This window comes from Fervidicoccus fontis Kam940, assembly GCF_000258425.1.
Lineage (GTDB): Archaea > Thermoproteota > Thermoprotei_A > Sulfolobales > Fervidicoccaceae > Fervidicoccus > Fervidicoccus fontis.
On the sequence record NC_017461.1, the window covers coordinates 151,489 to 172,699 of the forward strand.

Sequence of the window (21,211 nt, forward strand, 5' to 3'; positions counted from 1 at the left end):
TAACTAAAAAGCAATATATATCATTTGACAGTTTTAGCTTTTATCATTTGCCTAATTAAAAAACATGCTAAAGATTTACCAATATAAATGATAAGGGAACAATTATTGGAACCACAAATCCTGTCAGGAAGCCCTGCACGAAAGCAGCGATAACGCTATCTTCACTCTTGCAGTACTTAAGCACAAATGGAAACAAAACGTCATATACAGGATCTCCGGCATAAGTTACTGCGCCAAAATCTCCAAAGTATTTTTGAATGCTTGGAAATGCGATTATGCCGAAGAGCTCACGGGACAAATTGGAAAAGAAGCCTATAGTTCCTAGAGTGCTTCCGCCTAAAGCGCTTAAATATGGACCTGTAAAAGTATACCATCCGAGCCCCATGCATGCAGGTATGGAGCCCTTCCCAAGCACAAAAAAGAAAAGCAAACCCGTTATAAGAGAACCTAAAATTCCGAACAACAGCGTTCTTACTCCTAAAAACGCCTTTCTAAAGCTTTTGATTTCCCTAATCCTTAAAGATGCTTCTATGCTGGCAAAAAACACAAGCATCACTAAAAAAGAATTCTCCATTAAAAGACTTACATTCTCAGGCCTAAATAACTTTCCTGCAATAAAACCAGCTATGAACGCGAGAATTACTGCTTGATAAAACTTCATCATTTGGTACCTTTCATAACTATTTTTGCTAGAAAAGCTCCTAAAATTCCACTTAACACTCCCATTATTGAAGATATTGTGATCAGAAAGACGTCTGCGGTTTCCCAGCTTGAGCCCATCTCCATACCCACAGAAAATATTATAACAAGAACTGAAATTTCTAGCCCATAGCCAATGGCCTTTTTCACTCCCTTTCCGTTTTCAAACCTTTTCCTTCCAAAAATTCCAGCGAGAAATCCTATAAATATTGCAAAGTAGAGAATGCCCAAATATGCAATTTCATCCATTTATCCTTCACCTTTTGCTCTCCATTTTCCCATATGTTTAGGATAGTTGTATTTTGGTTCTATTCCAGCTTTTTCAAGCATTTCGCAGAGCTTGCATACATCTCTTCCGATGCTCGTCGGCTCGCCACATATTCTGCAAGTTGGGAGGGAGTTTAGTTCCTTCAGCTTGTTTGTTCTATCTAAAAGCAAGTTATCAAAAAATTCCAAAATCCTCAGCTCAACGCCCGGAGCTTCCCTTTCAAGCATGTAGAGCCAGTGCCTTATTCTTGCTCTCAATGTCGGCTGGTAGATTATATACGGACACTCGGTTTCTTGAAATTTGAATCCAAGTAAATAGGCATAAAATGCTGCCTCATACTCGTATATCTTTCTCAAGGGCTTTACTCTCTGCACTAGCTTGTCGCTCAACTTAGGGGAAAGTGGGTGCTGTCTCAGTAGCCTTTCCGGATCTCCTCTAAGTATGTTCATAAAAACGGTTTGAACCTCATCATCCAGATTGTGGGCTGTGAGTGTCCTGTCTGCTCCGAGCTCTCTGGCATAGACATTAATTATCCTTCTCCTCAAGCTGCCGCAGTAAGTGCAGGGAGAGAGCTCAATCCCCATTTCACGAGATTTTTCTACTATTTCTCCAAGGGAATAGCCCACAAATTCCTTTATGCTGGTTATTACTGTATCTATGCCCCTCTCTTTAGTATATTTCTTTATCCTTTCTATGTACTCCTGCCTATTATATCCGGGAATTCCCTCTACAATTGATAGTGCTATAATTTTGCTTGAAGGGTGAAAATGCGATACTGCATCTAGAAGAACAAAGCTGTCTTTTCCTCCGCTAATTGCGAGGAGGAGATTGTCTCTTTCTGAGAACATCCTCTTATCTTTTACTTCGTTTGCAATCCTTTTCCTAACATCCTCTATAAAGCACTCTCTGCAGAGATACTTGTTCGTGAAGGCTTGATAGAAAACTGCCTCTCTTCCGCACAAACTGCACTTCACAATCTCACGCACTTGCATCAGTATTATTGAAATGAGAAATTAAATACATTTTGTTTAAAAAAAGAGATAATTTTTAGAAAAAGTTTATATTAAAATATGAAAAAGATCAATTGAATTTTAACAAAGGTGACTATTTTGCTTTTAACGAAAGAAGATGCTTTAATAATCGGCGATTGGGACGCTGATGGAGCAGTCTCCGCTGCAATACTTTCGTATATGCAGAACAGCAGAGCGTACCCTTCAAATAAAAAGCTTGTCGTATATGTAAGACCTAGCGGTCCCAGAGAATTGAGAAAAGTTATGAACGATTATTCTGGGTGCCCCGAGTTTATTGCGTTTCTAGACATACCATATATCCAGGAAAATTTTGGGATTTTTGAAGACATAAAAAAGAGCTGTCCTAACACGCAAGTCATTTATGTAGATCACCACTTCTCCACAATAGACAATGTCGAGGTGCTTAGAAAATTTATTGACAAGTTTAGACTGGGGAAGGATAAGCCTACGTCCATGCATTTATTGGATATTGCTCACGAAATTAAGCTCCAGCTTCCTCAAAGGCTTGAGCTTTTTGCGAAGGCTCTTTGGTATATAGAGCTAGGGAGGAAGCCATCTGATGAAATAAAGGAGACCGTTAGAGTTGTGGCTACGATCTCGAGGGCTCTAAAGCTGAACAGGGAGGAGAAGTTTTGGGAGAAAATGGTTAGGTGGCTATCCAACCCACTCCCGATACCTTTGGGAAAAAGCGATTTGGAAATACTGAATAAAGTTGAAGAGGAAATAAAAAAGAGAGATGAGGAGCTTGAAAAGGCAGTGGAAGACCTTGCAATAAGCGCGAGGAGGGTCGGATGCTTCAGGTTTGTTGACGCGAGAAAGAAGTGGAAGAGGAGAGGCGTCTCCAGTCTTGCGACGAGGTTAGCGAGGAAGTTCAAGGCACCTGTCGCTCTTTTAGCTAAAGTAAAGGATGGAGAGATTTTGGTGATAAGGACTAAAAATGCAACTGCTAAAAAAATCGCGGACGAGCTCTATGCTATTGGCATGGCTGTTAATACTGGAGGCCATAGAAATATAAGCATTGTAAGGCTGAAGAGCGGTTATGATTTGAAAAAAATAGAAGATGTATTAGTAAAGTACTGTAGGTACATATGAAAAATCACATCACGTGGCTTTTGAAGACCTTGTCATGATATATAATTATTCCCTTATCAGTTATATCGAAAGGATGTCTTCTCATATCATGCGCAGTGCCCCTCATCTTCCAAACAATTATAGACCTTAAAAGCTGCCCATCATATTCGTCAAGATCTAGCCTTATTATCCCATCAGCAGCATGCTCAACGCCAGGACCTCCGAAGCCTCTTTCTGTTACGCTTACTTGGGAAATTAAAAAGCTTGTTGTTCCCAATCCAGAAAGTATCCTTTTTAGTTGCATTACTGTATTTCTGGCAATTGCAGGCTTAGTCATGTATAAAGTGGAGACGGAATCTATAACTACTCTCTGAGCATTTGTCTCTTTAATAGCCATTCTAATTACATCTATGAGCTCTCCGACATCATCAACGCTTTTTACAACATACTTCTCTCTTTTCGCAGCTTCACCTATGCCCGAAGTAAATGCATCTACAATAGCGAACTTTCCCTCCTCTTCAAATTTTTTCACATCCCAGCCGAACGTAGCCATAGCTCTCCTCACTTGAACGGGATGCTCCTCTAAAGACACATATACTGAAGCCTCTCCCCTCACAAGTCCATTGTACAGAAAGTGCTGCGAAAGTATTGTCTTTCCTGTTCCCGGCCCTCCGGTGATTATGACAACGTTTCTTTTAGGAATCCCCCCATTCAGTAGCTCATCAAGCCCGGGGATCCATGTTTTTACCCTTTCAATAGTAAAAGACACTTTTTATCACTCATAATGATTTTATAATATATTATGCAGGCGTGTAATAAATTATTTACTGAATATTTTTATCTGAAACTTTTTCTGAAACTTTTCTGTGGTTTATTTGACGCGAATGCCTGAAAGATACGTCTCCTCTATCTTTACATCTCTGATCTCTCTCTCATCGAGCTCAAACGGATTTCTATTTACAACGATGAAGTCGGCGTATTTTCCTTCTTCTAGGCTTCCCAAACTACTCTCTTCAAACAGGAGATATGCAGAGCCCTCTGTATAGAAATAGAGAGACTCCTCTAAGTTTATCCTTTCATCTTTCGTGAATTCATATATTGGCAAATTTTCGTATTTTCCCCTTGTAATGGAGCTATAAACCGTTTCCCATGGGTTCAGCGATTCTACTGGAGAGTCTGTGGAAAATCCCAGTTTAATTCCTTTCTTAATCATCGACTTGAATGGGTAAGCCAACCTGATCCTTTCCTCTCCAACTCTATTTTTGATCCACCAGTCAGATATTACAAAGCGCGGCTGAAGTGATATAGCTATTCCAAGTTCAGCAATCTTTTCTAATTGGTCAGGCCTCAGGATTGATGCGTGCTCTATCCTATGCCTTTTCTCCTTTAAATTTCCAAGCTTTTCGTAAGCGCTAATTATCATATCTATTGCCCTATCTCCAATTCCATGAACAGCAATCTGTAGCCCCAGCTCGTCCGCAGCTTTAACAATTTCCATTAGAACTTGTTCATCAATATTTGAATGACCGCTATTTTCTGGGTCATCAGAGTATGGGCTTGAAAGCCATGCGGTTCTTGCGCCAAGGCTTCCGTCTGCTATTATTTTAATTCCCATGAGCTTCAACATATCATCCCCTACCCCTCTTTTTAATCCCAAACTCTTAAAGAAGTCGAATAATTCCATAGCTTCTTGATAATTCAAATAAGCCCTTACCCTAACCTTCATCCTGCCCTCATCTTTTATCTTCATAAGAGCTTTGAAAGCCTTTAAGCTACAGCTCACGAACCCCACAGTAGTTACTCCTTGGGAAGATGTGTAATTCATCGCATCTTCCAAAAACTTTGAGTAATCGTCAATGGTGAGGGATTCCGAAAACTTTCTCCTTGCAACTTCAAACGACTCCTCTTTCACCACTCCAGTTGGAATTCCATTCTCATCCTTCATAACACCAGGAAGATCGCTGTTTATAAGACCAGTGAGTTCCATAGCTTTAGTATTTAGAACTGCAGCATGCATGCAGATCCTTGTAAGCATTACTGGCTTCTCCTTTACAACTTCATCCAGGTCGTGCCTAGTTGGCCATCTCTCCATTTTTTCTTGATCCCATCCGTGCCCGAGGATCCAGGAATTTCTTGCTTTTCGAACGTATTCCCTAAGCATAGACTTCATTTCTTCTACGCTCTTCACTTCTCTCAGATCAAGCATATTTAAAAACATTCCGAGTTCATCCAAGTGCATATGCGAGTCAATAAATCCAGGAAGGACCACTCTTCCATTAAGGTCTAATATTTTTCCATTGAGCTTTCTGACCACATCTCTCACAATGCCTTCCTTACCCACATATACAACCCTACCCTCGCTTACGATCATTGCCTCTTCTATCCTCAAAGGGTTAAAAGACGCATATATCTTCGCATTAACGAAACCCGTTACCATAAAGCTCCCCATCACTTGAATATAATTATAATCACTCACTTTAAAGGATGTGGGTTCTTAAAAGCGAAGAAGGAGGTCAAATAGGATTTTGCAAAAATTTAAAAAGCAATAAATTTTGCGCTTTTAGAAATTAAAGAATTGCAGTTATTTATAGCTAATTCAAAAAATGCGGCGGCCGGGATTTGAACCCGGGATCACCGGCTTGGAAGGCCGACGTCCTAGTCCAGGCTAGACGACCGCCGCTCTTGTTCCTCAACTAGTGATGTTTAATGAAAAAATCCTTATAATTTTTTTGCTTTTTCAAAAAAGGAGTATAGGGGATTGTTAAAAAATTATTGAGCCGTATATCCCCCATCTACTACAACTTCTGAACCAGTCATGAAAGATGACTCATCGCTCAGCAAAAATACGATAACTGAGGCGATCTCCTCCGGCCTTCCAAGCCTTCCAAGAGGATGCAGCTTCTTTAGGGCCTCATATACCGCATCTCTATTTCCTGTACCCTCCGCATAACCCCTCACCATTGGAGTATCAATAAATCCAGGATGGACAGAATTCACTCTTATGTTATATTTCGCATAGAATAGAGCATCGACCTTAGTCATGATCCTTACGGCTCCTTTTGAAGCATGATATGGAGGTACATCCGGAGCTCCTACTATTCCATAAATAGAAGACAGGTTTACTATGCTACCTCTGTTGTTTTTAATCATGTATGGAACTGCGTGCTTTGTGCAGAGGAACACTCCATTGAGGTTAACATTTATGACCTTATTCCACTCTTCAAGCGTTATCTCATGAGTGGGCTTGCTCACTCCCGCTATTCCAGCGTTGTTAACCAACCCGTAGACATCTCCCAGATCTTTTGAGATCTGCTCAAATGTTCTCTTTACCTCATCTTCGTTCGTCACATCAAGCCTGTAGAATTTTACGTTTTGATTCCCAGTTGTCCTCTTAATCTCCTCTGCAGCCTTTTTCCCTTCATCTTCAAGAACATCGCACACTGCTACCTTTGCCCCTTCCTTCGCTGCGAGCATTGCTGTAGCATATCCAATGCCTCTTGCAGCACCTGTTATTACCACTACTCTATCTTTTAATCTTTCACACAATTTTTACACCATTTTATATTATAATCTTCTATACTATTTAAAAGTGAGTATATATTTTATATAATTTTATATTTTATAATTTTTTCATAAAATTAATTTGTTACTGTGAAAAAGAATTCAAAGATCGGAGAACCAGTAAAAAAAGCGCTTTTTCAGCTTATTTTTAGAAGATTTTTTAATTTGAATTTCCAATTGCCCGGACGCTTCGATAATCGATTTAGCGATTGATCGATCAGTAAATTTATCGGTGCACTTTATAAAACACCTCTGCAGTTTTAATATGGAGAAATACTTTGAATCAATTTTTTGGAAAAGTTATGGAAATACTTTGGAAGATGTTCCACTTCAAAAGAAAGGAGTTTAGCTATTTAAAAGGAAGATTTTCCTCTATATAAATGCTTTTAAGTTTTACTTCTTTTCCTTCAATTGATATATATGTATGAAAGTTTTGTATGATTTGTGGGAACACCATAAGCTTTGAGAAAACGGAAAATTTTCGCCGATTAGCTATGTATTTTACCCAATTTTTTGTGAAAGGATAGCTAACAAAATCCCCTTAATTTTTAGTGTAATTTAATACTGAAAAATCGGATAGCTTCATTAGATATAAACTTTTTCTGTAAGATTTTTGGCACTCTGTACAGCATTTCTTCATTTACCTTTTAGTGAATTTAAATAGCTATTTTGCCATTTTCGAGGTTAGAGAACATTCATTTTTAATACCAGTTGTCCTCCATCTTAAAAAGGAGAAATGAGCTTAACAGTTAATTGTGAGCATGATTGAAATGCTCGGACATCTTTTTTCTTGGTCTCCGCACGGCGCATTGGAAATGAGGTTAAATCAACCGCCGGTGTTTTTAATCTCCAGTTAAACACACCGAATTTTAAGCTTGGTTGTCTTGACATAATGCTCGGATGTTTTCATGGAGACCCTCATCGGAAATCTTCGTTAGAGAAAATTTCTTTTACATCGGCACATCTGGTGGAAGCCTTATGAATATAAACGCTTTCTCTATATCACTCAGAAAGGCATCTTATTTCTTCAACATTATTGCTTTCAATCTTCTTTCCAACAACAGCAAATAGGAAGCCTCTGTATGCTCTAAACAGTTATATTCCGCACTCAAAAATACAAATCCTAAAAGAAGAAAAGAATTAAGATGGATCTTACGGAATTCCTAGACATGCTAAGACAAATGGAGATATGGAGAGAAGAACTACCCATATAAAGGACAGTAATACTAACAAACTCAGAACGATTAGTAGCAAAACCAAAAAAAGTAACACGGACAAGATGGCTCAAATTGTTAATCGTATAAGTATATAGACTGCAATTCTTCGATCAACACTACTTCTGCGAACTACCAAAATCCTAAAAACGATCAAACTCAAAAAACGGTACCGAAATACGCAAGGAACCAAAACCTTCCTCTCTAACAACCTAATAAAAATTTTCAAATCCAACACGATACCAATCATCAAACCCTCTTCATCTCATGCTCACGAAGCCTAAAAATAAAATACCAATGACCAACTATCCTTCTGCGCTTGAAGCAATACTTATTGGAAAGCCTTACCACGTTAAAGCTCTTTTTATAATGGGTGGCAATCCGGTATTAACAATCGCTATTTACAGATGGCTAAGGAACTAGATTTTATAGTTTTTTGATGCAAGTCGATAAAAACCCTTTCAACTCTAATCCTATATCTGTAATTTTCCAAATTTGCTAGAATTTTTATGATGAATAGTTTTAGAAAAGTTTTTTACTTTCGGCACGAAAGTAACTTTCGGTGTGAAAATGTTATTTGATCCGAGGCCAAAAGTAAATAAAAAAGATCTTTACGATTTCGAAAAAGAATTTGAATTTCTCAAGAAAAATATAGGAGAACCACTTTTAGTAGTATCGGGCTTAAGAAGAACGGGAAAAACATCTCTCATTCTTTCCACTCTCAATGATTCCGACATTCCTTATGTTTTCTTTGATATGAGAAGCATGCCGAATTCAAGAAGAGACCTATATCATCTCTTATCCGAAGGGCTCACTGACTTTCTTACTAGAATCTCAAACAAAGAAAAGTTTTACAAGTCCTTAACCAAGATGCTTAAGCTGATTAGAGGCATATCTGTAGATGGATTCGAAGTTTCTCTTTCATGGGGGAAAGATAGAGCTTCGCTTGTGGAAATTCTTAGAGCTTTAGATGAATCATGCGTTGAACACGGAATAAAAGCGGTTATTGTCTTTGATGAACTTCAGAGGGTAACAGGAAAATTATCTGTAGAGCTGGCTAATGCCATTGCATATTCGTATGATCACTTGAGGAATTTATCATTTATCGTTTCTGGCTCGGAAATGGGTGTACTATACCGATTCTTCGATGAGCCGAACGCTCCACTCTACGGAAGAGCTTACCTTGAAGTAAAGACTAGAAGGCTTGACAAGGAAAAATCTATAGATTTCTTGAAAAGGGGATTCGAAGAATCGAAAATTAGAGTAAATGATGAAGAATTAGAAGCTGCTGTTGATAAGCTTGACGGCATTATTGGCTGGCTGACTTATTACGGATATTCTAGAACAATGCAGAATAGAGATTTTGAAAGTATATGGAGAGAGGCTGTTACAATGGCTAGGCAGGAGCTTGAGAACTTTTTAAAAAACAGGGTAAGTGCAGAAAGATATAGAGCCGTATTAAAATTTCTCGCTAATGGAGAAAGAGAATGGAAAGAGCTCAAGAAAAAAATGGAAGATTTGGAAGGAAGGGTTTTAAGTGAAAGGGTGCTTTATGATATCCTCATTACGTTGAGGAAATATTCAATAATTGATGATCAGAACAATTTCCTAGATCCTCTTGCTGAAGAAGCTGCAAGGAACTTATAGTAAAAGTGATCTTTGAAGAATAAAGGTTTTTAAGACTATTTTAAGCGATTTTGTTCAATATTAATAGGTTATTATTTTAGAACCATAACACCAAAATATAAAGATCTCTTTACTAATCTCGTCACTATTTTTGCAATAGCCACCCTTTATCCATATATGGTTCAACTGAGAACAGAAGCGCTAGGAAGGCAGTTGAAGCTTTGGAAGCAAATTATAATCTCATTAATTTACGTATTCATTTTGTTTCCACTACTAGCAATATCTGTAGCGAATAAGTTGGGTCCTCAGTTTGGAATAGGATTTGTTGCAGCGAATTCGGTGCCAGCATCAAGCGCAGCACTTGGTTACGTTTTAATTTCGGCAGGAAACGCAGAACTTGCTACTGCCCTAATACTAATTTGACATAATTGTTGCAATTCCAGCCTTGCCAGTAATTTTGGGATTATACAGCAGGAGCATATCCGTCCCCGTGCCAATTGGCACAATTCTTATCTCACTGACTGAAATATTGATCCTCCCGCTGATTGCAGGACAGCTAATCAGAATATATATAGAGAAAAGTGTGGAAGCTTGAAGAGCTTAGAGTGATAAGGAGCTCACTTTCAGTAGCGACTATGATTTCACTGTTTGTTTTGATATTCATTATAATTTTTTCAAAAGCTTCATTGCTTATTGCAAAGCCAACAATTGCCTTAGAGATCATAGGTTATCAAACACTGATAGTGTTCGGATTAATTGCGCTGTCTTTGGCTGTCGATAAGGTCCTGCGCATAAAGTATGAAGATCACCAATCAATTATATTGACTTCCATTACCAAAAACGAAAGTGTTGCTGTAGCGATGGCTACAATGGCGCTTAGCCCTGCTGCCTCCGTAGTTCCGCAATAATCCTATTGATCCAGCCAGTGCTTGCAATTTCTTACATTCATCTTGAAAAAGAGGTAAAGAAGTTATTAGGAACAGCAAACTCCTAATTTTTAAGAAAAGCTTCAGCAATTGCTTGTTTCAAGACAATTCATATTTCTTTGTTTTTCCTATTAATAAGTCCATCAGAAGTTTTTCATGCTTCTTTTCATCTTCTTCTATAAGCTCAAAGATTTTTTTGATTCCTCCCTTTAAATTCTCTCCGAGAATCCTGGTGATAATCGAAGACAGAGCTTCCTCATAAACTCCTCCTTCATAATTAACCAGCATACTTATAATTTCATAAATTTGCTCGTCTGAAATTTTGTCTATTTTAAATACAGAGGCCTTTAATTGCTTTATAGAATTCAAGGAATCCATAAATAAGTCTCCAAGAATATCTCTACAAAGATCTTCATCGGAGGATTCTCCGTTCAAAAGTCTATCGTAAATCAAATAATGCTTATAAGAGTCCATCCCGATGTATAAAAATATATGCTTGATGTCTTCTTTTTCTATTTTGGAATAAAGCATGTTATAAACAAAATATGTTTCATATTCTATATCTCTTAAACACTTTAAGTATTCTTTAAATTCTTCCATAACTTTACATCTCTTTAAAATTTTCTCTTCATTTATGTTTTATATTTTTTCCGTTTGCTGAAAGATCTTAGGTTTTCAATAAATAAGTACGATCATTCCAATATATAATTGCGATCGATTTAACATTATTAATGCAAAAAACTTATATAAAACCTTCATTTTTTTTCAATTGGTGAATTATGCGTTGACGGAAAAATATCTTCAGGAAAGGAAAGATTACGTAATAAGTGCAGTTTCCCTATACCATCCGATAACCGTCATAAGAGGAGAAAATGCTTTTTTATTTGATACTGAAGGAAAAAAATACATAGATTTCACCTCAGGGATCGGAGTTACCTCTCTAGGACATGCAAATCCTGAGCTTATCGATGCGGCTGTAGAGCAGCTGAGAAAGTTGTGGCACATATCAATAATGAACCTCAATTATCCTTCATATGTTGAGCTGGCAAAAAAGATATCCGAAGTATCTCCAGGAAAGGAGAAGAAAAGAGTTGCATTCTGGAACAGCGGATCAGAGGCGATTGACAACGCTATTAAGGTGGCAAGACAGGCGACTGGAAGGCATGTAATAGTTGCATTCGAAAATGCATTTCACGGAAGAGGCACTTACGGTCCAGCGCTGGCTGCTACAGGAAAATATATGCCATACAAAGAGAGCATGGAGCCATTTTCCCAAGGAGTTGAGCTTCTTCCATATCCTTATTGTTACAGATGTCCATTTAGGCACGAATATCCGGAATGTGGTCTAGCTTGTCTAGATTATATGAAAAAGTGGTTTACACATGCAAGATATCCTCCCAACAGAATTGCTGCATTTTTAATGGAGATGATCCAGGGAGAGGGAGGCTTCGTCGTTCCTCCAAAGGAGTATGTAAAGGAGCTGAAGAGCTTTTTGGAGTCAAATGGCATTCTGCTGATAGATGATGAAGTTCAAGCAGGATTTGCGAGGACTGGAAAAATGTGGGCAGTTGAGCACTTTGATGTCGAGCCAGATATAATGGCATTTGCAAAGGCGGTAGCCAACGGCCTTCCACTCTCGGGAATCGCAGTTAGAGAGAGCATCGCGGAAAAAGTGCATTTAGGCTCCCTTGGGGGAACCTTTGGTGGAAACCCGGTCTCCTGCGCCGTTGGATTGAAAGTTTTAGAAATAATGAAAAGAGACAACCTTCCTGCTAGGGCTGAAATGCTTGGAAGGATAATTAGAAAGCGGCTAGAAGAAATGTATGAAAAATATGAAATAATAGGGGATGTGCGTGGCTTGGGGATAATGCAGGCAATAGAGATTGTAAAGGATAGAAAGACAAAAGAACCGGACGAGGATATAACAAAAAAGATAATAAATACAGCTAGAGAAAGGGGTCTTCTTTTGCTCATAGCCGGTCTATACTCTAATGTTATTAGGCTACATCCGCCTTTAACAATCGAAGAAGACGTGCTAAAAAGAGGGCTCGATATATTAGATGAGTCAATAAAAGAAGCTTTAAAAAAGAAGTAATTTTTACTTTTTCTTTAAATATCCTATAATTATTAATGCGGTTAAGATAAAAGCGGATCCTAAACCTACCAATGCTAAATAGTTATATGAAGCAACTATGTTTATAATTGAGCTATATACGCTGAATCCTGCTGAATCCGTTACTTTTACTTGAATTTTATTTAAGCCATTCGCTAGAGAAAATGTATATTCCGGCTCACTGCTTGTTGATACGATCTTTCCGTTTAAATACCATGTATAAATGTATGGAGGCGTACCGTTATTAACGCTTACAAAGACCTCGACCTTGTTGTTTTCAAACAAAAAGTTACTTGATGAAGAAATATATGTGAAGTTACTCATAACGGGATCTGGATTTACATCTACTTTGATCTCTTTTGAAACTTCATATCCTGCTGAGTCTTTTGCAATGGCTTTAACATAATAGCTTCCTGGATAGGTCGCATTAAGTATATACTGAGAGGTGTTAAAAGCAACGGGAGTTCCGTTGATCATCCATATATACATAAAAGGAGGAGTCCCTGAGCTCACATTTACAGTAAAAGCTATTGGAACGCCTACATCACTATTACTTCTTGCATAATCAAGACTGATCGCTGGAGGACTGTTTACTTTTATTTCAAGAAGCTTTTCTACGGTGAAATTCGCAGAGTCTTGTAAATATAGAACAACGAAGACAACTCCAGAGGCGCTTGGAGCATATGTAACATTAACTTTGCTCCCTTGCTGCAAAATACTTCCACTATCTATAAGAGACCCATTGGCATAGATAGAGTAGGTGTACTGAGGAGTGCCGTTAAATGCATAAAATGAGATACTTATTGGTACACCGACATCTGTTTCTGTTGCATTTGCAGAAATAAAAACGAAAGGATCTGGGTTTACATTTATAGTATAACTATTTGAAAAAAAGGAATTCCCTAAAGAATCATTTACTTCAATAACAATATAATGCCCTCCCTCATTCAGAGGCTGAACAAATGCTAAAAAGTTTAGCTTATCTGAATAGGAAGTTAGCTGATAGATTGGAGAACCGTCTACATAAATAATGTAAGTATATGGGGGAAGACCTCCGATGATCTGAGAACTTATTTCAATTGGAAAACCGACATCTGCATCTGCATTTGGATATGATATTGCAATTTTTGCGCTGAGTTTAGAGAGATTGACCGAGTAGAACACAGGATAAAAATTTCCGCTCCCTATTTGAACCGTGGGAATTCCATCAATTAAATTTGTCGAGAGGTCATCTGCTCCTTCAGCTGTATCGCTCCCAAATCCATATAGAGACATGGGAAGAACAATTGTTTCATTCTCCAGAACATATTTAAGCATCAGCTGGGCATTCATTTTTGTAAAATTAGTGATCTCTCTATTCCCTTCTCCTCCGAACACCAATTCAGAGTCGTAAAAATGTCCGCTTGGAGTTTGGGAGAAGCCCGAGATTATAAATGAAGCTGATGTTATCCCTGTTTGTGGTATAATAACTTTATCGTACCAAGTAATTTCTTCGCTTTCTCCCAGAGAATATCCAAATGAGATGTATACAGCGTTACTTGAGAAATTTTCGCTCACTGCAAGTTTTAAGTTCAAAGGAAGAGTATATTTTCTCATTTCTGTTGAATAAGCATAGTAGTCTTCTCCTACGTTGTCAACATAAACATACCCATTTCCTTTAACGCTCTGGTTTGTAAGGAAAGAAAAATGTGAAGTAAAGTTCCAAACGTTATCTACAAAGAACAAAGTATTATTATTAGTCCAGAAATTTGGAACGTTCTGAACCCAATATGTATAAGATCCGTATGTTGTATTCACCTGAAGAACAACGTTGAGCTGAAGACTAGCTCCGTATTCTGAAACCCCAGATGGAGACGTTGAATTATATGCCTCTATTGAGTATATGTTCGCTATTCCAATAGCTTCCTTGTAAAGCAATTCATATGGAATTAGGACTCCCGAGGAATTTACAACCCCATAGTCCGCAATTCCGATTGGCGCAGGAAGGCTGTTATAATATGAATATACATCTATAGGGATCGTTGAAACCTGGTAGCTTACATAAGCTATTTCGTTCGAGGCATCATTGTAAACTACTAGATAGTAAGTTCCGTAATGCATAGGACCTATATTAGCTGAAATGTTATATCCTCTATAGGAATAAAGATATTCGATTGAGCCGGAAGATTTAAAAGTAGATAATTGGGAAGGAGTCATAAGATACACATCTACTATTTCACTGGAATTTACCTCAAATGTTATGTTCATTCCGCTTTCAACTTGTATAGGATAGTAGAGAAAGTAGTTAGGTTGGATGCTCACATAACTTAATGAGCTTTTTTCTGGCACTTCTCCGAAAGGCTCAGATCTTGCAACTGAGCTATTTTCAACAAGTGCAACATTAGAAATACTCGCAATAGCAGTAACAAAAATAATTGTAAAAGCAAGGCAAAGAACTTTCTTCCTCATTTATAGTAGACCTCGCTCAGCAAATATAAATAAGCATTTTTTTAAAAGCTTTTCTATTTAAATTATGAAGGTGCTTTTGAAAGCTTTTTCTTTTTGTTTTAGTACATATTGAAAAAATATAACCTAATTTTACTTACTTTTAATGTTTTTTAAGACTGGGGAACTAAGTTGACCGGAAAGCTTGAAAACCTAAAGAGAATTCTAGCTATAGGTCCAGCAACTTTAGTTTCTGTCGCATATATTGATCCGGGAAATTTTGGGACGAATATTGAAGCTGGCTCTAAATACGGGCTCACTCTGCTTTGGGTCGTCTGGCTTTCCGGAGCAATGGCGATCATGTTTCAGTATATTTCCGGAAAGGTTGGTATTGTCACGGAAAAAGGACTGCTTGACGTATCGATGGCAAAGCTCAGAAAAAATGAAAAAAAGCTCTACTTTTTCGGACTGTTTATTGCGATACTCGCCACCGACATGGCGGAGTTCGTAGGTATGGCTGTCGGTTTTCACCTAATTTTAGGCATACCGCTCTCAATTTCAGCTGGCCTCTCAGTTGTGGATGTTCTCTTGCTTTTTTTACTTACTGAAGACTTAGGGAGAATGGAAATTGTAATAGCAGGACTTGTAGGGATTGTTGGATTAAGCTACTTGATCGAGTTAGTAATTGTTCATGCTAATCCTGAAGAAATTCTCATGCATTCATTCATCCCTTATTTAAGTGGAAGTGAAATGATCCTGACCGCAACAAGCATAATAGGTGCGACAATAATGCCTCATGCAATTATTCTTCATTCGTATTTGTCTGCAGAAAAGTCAGCAGGGAAAGGAGGAATTAAACAAAAAAGGGGAAATTAAGAACCATCTTAAAGAAACACTCGTTAATTTAGGAGGTGCCAGCCTTGTTAATGCTGCAATACAGATAATGAGCTATTATGCATTTTATCTAAAAGGGTTGACTAATATTACTAGCTTGGAAAGTGCGTATTACACATTAGCTCCTCTTTTCGGTGCTTTAGCATCATGGATTTTTGCGATCTCTCTCTTCTCGTCTGGATTGAGCTCCTCTATGGTAAGTGTAATAGCTGGAGTAAAGATATTGGAAAGCTATTTTGGAACTCCTACTAAGCAGTGGAAAGTTAGGTTAATGCTGAGATTGATAAATATGGTGCCATTTCTAATTGCAGTTTACCTTGGAGTGGACATGATGAGCATTCTCGTCTATACCCAGGCAATTCTCTCTTTCTCTCTTCCCCTTGTGCTCTTTCCTCTTATTAATATAAGTAAAGATGGAAATTTAATGGGAGGATACAAAATTAGTAAGCCTCTTTACGTTATATCCTTAGTATCTACCGTATTTATTGTCCTAATAAACATCGCTATGTTTGTCTTTTAATTTTTCTGACCTCCTTCCCAGCTTAAAAAGCGAGGCTTTCAGTTATAAAGAGTATTTGCAAAAAGAATTTTGAATATTTGGAAGTAGATTTATCCAAACCATTATTCGAAAAAACGATAGAAAAATAAATTAGTGATAATTTTCATCCTGTAGATCAGATGCTTTTTCGTTTTTCGTTTACACTTTTTTTGTAATTAATCAGATGCTGGTTTATATCCAATTTCGTTACGACTTTAAAGACAAAGCTCTATATTTCAACAAGCTCTTCAATCGGTATAAATCTTCTATACCACTTATCAAAAATCTCTCTAGTAATAATGTGTAGCTCGATTGGTTCATCTATCGATTTAAAAACCTTCACCATTATTTCATATTTCAATTCAATTTTTTCTGTTATTATCAAAATATCAATGTCGCTTGAGGCTACGTTTTTTCCCTTGACAGCTGAGCCAAAAATATATAGTTTTGCATTAGGGTCAAAGCTGTTTACAATTTCTTTAATTTTTCTCCCTATTTCTATATAATTTTTAAAATTTGCTTTATAGGAAAACATTATAATTCATCAATTATAGGTTTAAATACTTCTTTGACAAATTTAAAAAGGCTAATTGTTTCCTTTTCTTCATAAGTATAAGGGAAATATCTTGAAGCCACGTATGCCTCCTCTAATCTTGCTATGTAATGCAGTTTATCCTCGTCTTCAATAAATGAACGCAATTTTGTATTTATTTTTGTTAAATCTTTTATAAGTCTTCTAATTGAATGAGTCCTTGGATAAGTTCCAAAATGCACCAGCATTTTATATTTTAAAATAAGCTGGCAGTACTGCTCCAAGCTAAAAACTGCGAGGTCCCATTCCTTTTTCCCAATAAGATCCTCAGAATTCCTTAAAAAAGCTTCAGCCCTTCTCTTTATGATTTCCGCTTCTTCAAAAGACAGTTCTGTTCACCATGAGTTCTTTAGGTTTGTTTTTATTATAAGTTTTGCCTATACAATAATTTCGACAATAGTATTAAATTAAAATAAGATCTTCTTTAGCTGCATAATCAACTACTTCAAAATATTCATCTTTTCTCACTTTCCGATTTAAATCTCTCCACCTCTCGCTTTCTGATAACACCCTATAAGTAGGATAGTACTGATCCATAATGTTTACAACAAGCCAATCCTTCGGCATGTTTTTAGAAAGCCATTCAATTATCGGGATACTGCAACACTTCACATGGTTTGGAAGCACTAAATGCCTTAATATGATGCTACCTTCATTTTCTATCAATAACAAATTTCTGATTACAGCTTCTCTATACCTTGGTGCAGCGGAGAGCACTATTGCATGAGAATCATCCCAGTATTTAAAGTCTGGAAGCCAAAGATCTATGAGATCTCTGAGCAGTATAGTGAGTTTCTCGCTCATATAGAAATTGCTGTTCCATATCTGAGGCGTATTCGTTTTTAGATATTTAAAGCTTTCAACAATTGCATGTGTATAAGGGGTAGGCTCTCCACCTACATGATTTATATTCTTTGCACCTTCTTTTACAAGCTTATCCTGTATTGCAGCAAGCTGCTGAGGTGCTACGACTTTTCCTTTGAGTGGAAAGCTTTGAGAGATTTCATAGTTCTGGCAATAAACACATCTGAGATTGCATCCAGAGTAAAAAATTGTCCCGCTTGGAACAAGTGGATATTCTTCTCCGTAGTGCAGAAAATATGATGAAATATATGTCTTATAATCCACTTTGCAGAATTTTCCCTTATCTGTTAACCTATTCGATCCGCATTTTCTCTCGCAATATTCGCAATTTGTAAGCATTCTTTTTAGTATTTCAATTTTAAGGTCCAAATATGAATTATTAGAAGAATCTCGTAGCTCGATGGATTCGTCTTTCATTATGTCGTTTGATAACTTATGAAATTCTTTCTCAAATTCTTCATGTAAAGACCAAAGCTCTTGTAGGCTAAGGGAGGTCAACTTAACATCGACTTCAAGACTTCTAGCGATCTTATATTTGGGCGGATACCTTCCTCTTAATATTCCATAGTACCAGCTTAGTGCTCTCTCGATTCTTGAGTTCAAACTGATCCCTTCCGCGAACTCGTCATAGAAAAAATTGGTCAAAAGGATGTTTGATCCGATGTTATTTGATTGAAATGAATGTTTTTAATTGCAGACCTTTGCATCATCTAATAATTGATTTTAAATATACGGATTTGTCAGGAACAGAGGGGGATATAATGTCTAGTACTTCTTCTGTAGCTTTCATTGAATCCCCATTAAATGGCTCGTATACATACATTGCATCTTTAATTAGGTCAATATCAATTCCCGTAATAATGGAATATAATTCTAAATATCTGCTTCTGTCCTTCGAATACGCTTCTAGAGATTCTCTATACATCCAAGTTATTTTTTCTCTCACACTTTCAGCAACAATATTTGAAATTGCTAGGGAGCAACACAGCTCATTTTCCATAATTCCCGCATCTTTTACTACTTTAAATCCCATCGATTCGACTTTTTTATACAAAGGATGCCAAGTTATTACATAACCTTTTTCTTTTTTGGCCATGTAGAGGAGCTCATCAGGAGAGCTATAATATACGGTATTTTCAGCATCAATAATACCATTTTTGATAGATAAGCTTCTTATGTAATCCATAGTGCTGAGCTTACTCGAATGAACCTTATTCCCCCCATCAAGATATAAAATCTCATACCCTCTCCCCATACCTCTAGGGAGAATTTTGTAGCTTTCATAAATGGTTGAAAAAATGAGCTGACCAATAAAGGGGGAAATTGCAAGATCTATTCTCCCGTGGACTAAAGCATCTAGAGCTTCTAAGCCATCGCTAAAAACTTTCACGTTCACTTTATGTTTCATTTCGTTCATTTTTTTCAAAAAGTATCCCAAGAAGAGGTATTCGCTCGAATAAACTATTCCGATCGTCATCCTCATTTCATCTTTTTCATGAGCTTTTTCCTTTATCCCGGTATATGCATAGATAAATTTGCTTCTTCCTATCTGCTTCCTTTTTATAAGCCCTTCTCTTTCCAGCTCATATAGGATTTCACTTACTCTCGACTTTGAAGCAGAAATGCTTCTATGAATATAAGATTGGGGTATTGATTCCCCTTGAAAGTTTGCGAGAAGTTCCAGTATTTTTTCTTTAAGCTCTCCTTTAGACATGATCTCAAAAAATTTTATATATAACTGAGTATTTAAAATTTATCGAACATATGTTCGGTTGTGATTTAAAATGAGAAGAACATATATAACGTTTAGCTTTCTCATATTAGCTCTTTTTTATCTGGTTCCCTATGCTTTTCTGAGAAATTCAAAAGGAATTGAACTCCTACTCTTCTGGCCTTCTTTAGCTTTCTTTTGGATATTGCTCTCCTTAATACTCTTGTGGAGAGGAAAAATGGAATGAACGTTTTTATCATCTATTTTTTAATTTATGCTATTATTGGAACAGCAATTGCAGTTGCATCAAAAAGAGTTGGCATAAAGAGCGCGAGAGATTACTATATTGGTGGAAGAAAAATAGGAGGAATTCTAGCTGGTGCTACTTATGCTGCGACCACTTACAGCGCGTTCATGATGATAGGACTTGTAGGAATGGCTTATTCGACAGGAGTGGGGACGCTTGGCTTTGAGCTTTCATATTTGCTTTCTACAGTCGCAATTCTCTCAACAGTCGGATATGAAATATGGAGGATCTCAAAAGAAAGGCAATGGATCTCTCCATCTCAGATGCTAGGAGATCTTTATGGTTCTATCTTTTTATCAAAATTTATTGCTCTTTTATACATTTTTGCTATGATCCCATACATAGCAGCTCAAATTCAGGGGTTGGGCGTAATTTTCCAAATAGGAGGGATGAGCTATGAAAGTGGCGTTGTCGCTGCGGCCGTAATCGTCGCACTTTGGATAGCTATTGCGGGAATGTGGAGTGTGGCAACTACCGATTTGTATCAAGCTATTTTAATGCTCGGAGGTGGAATATTATTTTTATATGTCGTTATTTCGATGATTTTGCCTTTTGGCGGATCTCTAAGGGCGATAGAGGTTCTAGCAAGCAGCGGATATTTAGGTATTATGCCATTTTGGAGCTTTCCCGTTTTTCTTTCTTATACACTACCATGGATCTTCTTTGCTATAACAAATCCTCAAGTCATTTCAAGGCTCTTCATACAGAGAGATGAGAAATCTTACAAAATGAGCGTCACATTCTTCGCTGCCTTTGGACTTCTATATACTTTATTGGCAGTAATGATTGGGCTTTTTGCGAGATATCTAGCAATAAACGGTATAATCCCTTCAGGTTTGGGAGGCAATTATGTTACTCCCGCGATTCTCTCGAAGCTTAGCGCAATAGCAGCTGGTTTCATAGGGATATCTATCATAGCTGCTGCGATTTCTACGGCTGACGGCATTATTCTCTCTGTATCGAGTGCTATCTTCAAAGATCTTCTAGGACTTAAAGATAAAAAAGTTGAGTTGATTGCTACAATCGATGTGGTTTTGACAGTAGTAGCTTCAATTTTAGCTTATCTTCACCCTGCTTATATTGTTGACCTTTCAGTTATGACTTCATTGTTATTATTGCCTTTAGCTCCAGTAACTATAGCTGGAATTGCTTTTAAAAACAAACTGGGAAAGTTTTCAAGAGCTTCCAGTTTAGCTTCTATAATATCGGGAGTGACGATAGGTGTTTATGGTTTGTATGCCAATGGAGCCGGAAGAATATTCACATCGATGCTTTGCGGATTGCCAACATCCCTATGGGTTTTATTGATATCATGCTTAGTCATTGTAATAGGGATATCTTTAGATTATTAATCCAAATTAAAAAGACATAT

General features: G+C 37.3%; 22 protein-coding genes and 1 tRNA gene. 10 read left to right on the forward strand and 13 right to left on the reverse strand.

Annotated features, from left to right (window positions below; translation table 11 throughout):
* Positions 1-67: 67 nt before the first annotated feature.
* Genes FFONT_RS00795 through FFONT_RS00805 form a run of 3 tightly spaced genes read right to left on the reverse strand, consistent with a single transcriptional unit; the run spans position 68 to position 1,941 of the window.
* Positions 68-661, reverse strand: a complete 594-nt coding sequence (locus FFONT_RS00795; protein WP_158308277.1) for a LysO family transporter — start codon at positions 659-661, stop codon at positions 68-70.
* Positions 661-948 carry a hypothetical protein gene (locus FFONT_RS00800; protein ID WP_014557306.1) on the reverse strand — a complete coding sequence of 96 codons (288 nt, stop codon included), beginning with the start codon at positions 946-948 and terminating at the stop codon, positions 661-663. The genes FFONT_RS00795 and FFONT_RS00800 overlap by 1 nt, the downstream gene beginning before the upstream one ends.
* Positions 949-1,941 (reverse strand): TIGR00269 family protein, encoded by a 993-nt coding sequence (locus FFONT_RS00805; protein WP_014557307.1) that lies wholly within the window; start codon positions 1,939-1,941, stop codon positions 949-951.
* 135 nt (positions 1,942-2,076) lie between these two features.
* Here FFONT_RS00805 and FFONT_RS00810 point away from each other — a divergent pair, with 135 nt between their 5' ends.
* Positions 2,077-3,090 carry a hypothetical protein gene (locus FFONT_RS00810; protein WP_148683455.1) on the forward strand — a complete coding sequence of 338 codons (1,014 nt, stop codon included), beginning with the start codon at positions 2,077-2,079 and terminating at the stop codon, positions 3,088-3,090.
* A 4-nt stretch (positions 3,091-3,094) separates the two neighbouring features.
* On the opposite strand, the gene FFONT_RS00815 is transcribed toward FFONT_RS00810, so the two are convergent.
* From FFONT_RS00815 to FFONT_RS00830, 4 genes are all read right to left on the reverse strand, one after another.
* A complete protein-coding gene (locus tag FFONT_RS00815) occupies positions 3,095-3,838 on the reverse strand; it encodes a KaiC domain-containing protein (protein WP_014557309.1) in 744 nt (247 codons plus the stop codon).
* A 102-nt stretch (positions 3,839-3,940) separates the two neighbouring features.
* Complete coding sequence (locus FFONT_RS00820) at positions 3,941-5,506, reverse strand: amidohydrolase (RefSeq protein ID WP_148683456.1); 1,566 nt, start codon at positions 5,504-5,506, stop codon at positions 3,941-3,943.
* Positions 5,507-5,673: 167 nt separating this feature from the next.
* Positions 5,674-5,749, reverse strand: a tRNA-Gly gene (locus FFONT_RS00825).
* 89 nt (positions 5,750-5,838) lie between these two features.
* Positions 5,839-6,615 carry an SDR family NAD(P)-dependent oxidoreductase gene (locus FFONT_RS00830; protein WP_014557311.1) on the reverse strand — a complete coding sequence of 259 codons (777 nt, stop codon included), beginning with the start codon at positions 6,613-6,615 and terminating at the stop codon, positions 5,839-5,841.
* Between the two features lie 1,526 nt (positions 6,616-8,141).
* Between FFONT_RS00830 and FFONT_RS07160 the strand changes: the two genes are divergently transcribed.
* The 5 genes from FFONT_RS07160 to FFONT_RS00850 all read left to right on the forward strand — a co-directional run bounded on the left by FFONT_RS07160 (position 8,142) and on the right by FFONT_RS00850 (position 10,378).
* Entirely contained in the window at positions 8,142-8,267 is a 126-nt protein-coding gene (locus FFONT_RS07160; protein ID WP_272985758.1) for a hypothetical protein, read from the forward strand.
* Positions 8,268-8,414: 147 nt separating this feature from the next.
* A complete protein-coding gene (locus tag FFONT_RS00835) occupies positions 8,415-9,491 on the forward strand; it encodes an AAA family ATPase (RefSeq protein ID WP_014557315.1) in 1,077 nt (358 codons plus the stop codon).
* A gap of 135 nt (positions 9,492-9,626) precedes the next feature.
* The gene (locus tag FFONT_RS07165; RefSeq protein WP_280101543.1) at positions 9,627-9,893 is read left to right on the forward strand and encodes a hypothetical protein; all 267 of its coding nucleotides are present in this window, start codon (positions 9,627-9,629) and stop codon (positions 9,891-9,893) included.
* Positions 9,894-9,906: 13 nt separating this feature from the next.
* Positions 9,907-10,065, forward strand: a complete 159-nt coding sequence (locus tag FFONT_RS07170) for a hypothetical protein (RefSeq protein WP_280101544.1) — start codon at positions 9,907-9,909, stop codon at positions 10,063-10,065.
* A 10-nt stretch (positions 10,066-10,075) separates the two neighbouring features.
* Positions 10,076-10,378, forward strand: coding sequence for a hypothetical protein (locus FFONT_RS00850; RefSeq protein ID WP_148683459.1), 303 nt, complete (start codon positions 10,076-10,078; stop codon positions 10,376-10,378).
* A 117-nt stretch (positions 10,379-10,495) separates the two neighbouring features.
* On the opposite strand, the gene FFONT_RS00855 is transcribed toward FFONT_RS00850, so the two are convergent.
* A complete protein-coding gene (locus FFONT_RS00855) occupies positions 10,496-10,996 on the reverse strand; it encodes a hypothetical protein (RefSeq protein ID WP_014557316.1) in 501 nt (166 codons plus the stop codon).
* A gap of 184 nt (positions 10,997-11,180) precedes the next feature.
* Between FFONT_RS00855 and FFONT_RS00860 the strand changes: the two genes are divergently transcribed.
* Positions 11,181-12,491 (forward strand): aspartate aminotransferase family protein, encoded by a 1,311-nt coding sequence (locus tag FFONT_RS00860; RefSeq protein WP_148683460.1) that lies wholly within the window; start codon positions 11,181-11,183, stop codon positions 12,489-12,491.
* Positions 12,492-12,494: 3 nt separating this feature from the next.
* On the opposite strand, the gene FFONT_RS00865 is transcribed toward FFONT_RS00860, so the two are convergent.
* Positions 12,495-14,957, reverse strand: a complete 2,463-nt coding sequence (locus FFONT_RS00865; protein ID WP_014557318.1) for a thermopsin — start codon at positions 14,955-14,957, stop codon at positions 12,495-12,497.
* A gap of 168 nt (positions 14,958-15,125) precedes the next feature.
* Between FFONT_RS00865 and FFONT_RS07175 the strand changes: the two genes are divergently transcribed.
* Together FFONT_RS07175 and FFONT_RS07180 are read left to right on the forward strand one after the other, a co-directional pair.
* Positions 15,126-15,809 (forward strand): Nramp family divalent metal transporter, encoded by a 684-nt coding sequence (locus FFONT_RS07175; protein ID WP_014557319.1) that lies wholly within the window; start codon positions 15,126-15,128, stop codon positions 15,807-15,809.
* Positions 15,730-16,347: a divalent metal cation transporter gene (locus FFONT_RS07180; RefSeq protein ID WP_148683461.1), complete on the forward strand. Its 618-nt coding sequence runs from the start codon at positions 15,730-15,732 to the stop codon at positions 16,345-16,347. The genes FFONT_RS07175 and FFONT_RS07180 overlap by 80 nt, the downstream gene beginning before the upstream one ends.
* 247 nt (positions 16,348-16,594) lie before the next feature.
* On the opposite strand, the gene FFONT_RS00880 is transcribed toward FFONT_RS07180, so the two are convergent.
* The 4 genes from FFONT_RS00880 to FFONT_RS00895 all read right to left on the reverse strand — a co-directional run bounded on the left by FFONT_RS00880 (position 16,595) and on the right by FFONT_RS00895 (position 19,535).
* Complete coding sequence (locus tag FFONT_RS00880; RefSeq protein ID WP_014557321.1) at positions 16,595-16,900, reverse strand: nucleotidyltransferase domain-containing protein; 306 nt, start codon at positions 16,898-16,900, stop codon at positions 16,595-16,597.
* The gene (locus tag FFONT_RS00885; RefSeq protein WP_148683462.1) at positions 16,900-17,286 is read right to left on the reverse strand and encodes a HEPN domain-containing protein; all 387 of its coding nucleotides are present in this window, start codon (positions 17,284-17,286) and stop codon (positions 16,900-16,902) included. Before FFONT_RS00885 ends, FFONT_RS00880 begins: the two co-directional genes overlap by 1 nt.
* Positions 17,287-17,359: 73 nt before the next feature.
* Complete coding sequence (locus tag FFONT_RS00890; protein ID WP_148683463.1) at positions 17,360-18,424, reverse strand: radical SAM protein; 1,065 nt, start codon at positions 18,422-18,424, stop codon at positions 17,360-17,362.
* Between the two features lie 103 nt (positions 18,425-18,527).
* On the reverse strand, positions 18,528-19,535 hold the full coding sequence (locus tag FFONT_RS00895; protein ID WP_014557324.1) for a DUF7343 domain-containing protein: 1,008 nt from the start codon (positions 19,533-19,535) through the stop codon (positions 18,528-18,530).
* Between the two features lie 240 nt (positions 19,536-19,775).
* On the opposite strand from FFONT_RS00895, the gene FFONT_RS00900 reads away from it, so the two are divergent.
* On the forward strand, positions 19,776-21,191 hold the full coding sequence (locus FFONT_RS00900; protein ID WP_014557326.1) for a sodium:solute symporter family protein: 1,416 nt from the start codon (positions 19,776-19,778) through the stop codon (positions 21,189-21,191).
* Positions 21,192-21,211: the final 20 nt, after the last annotated feature.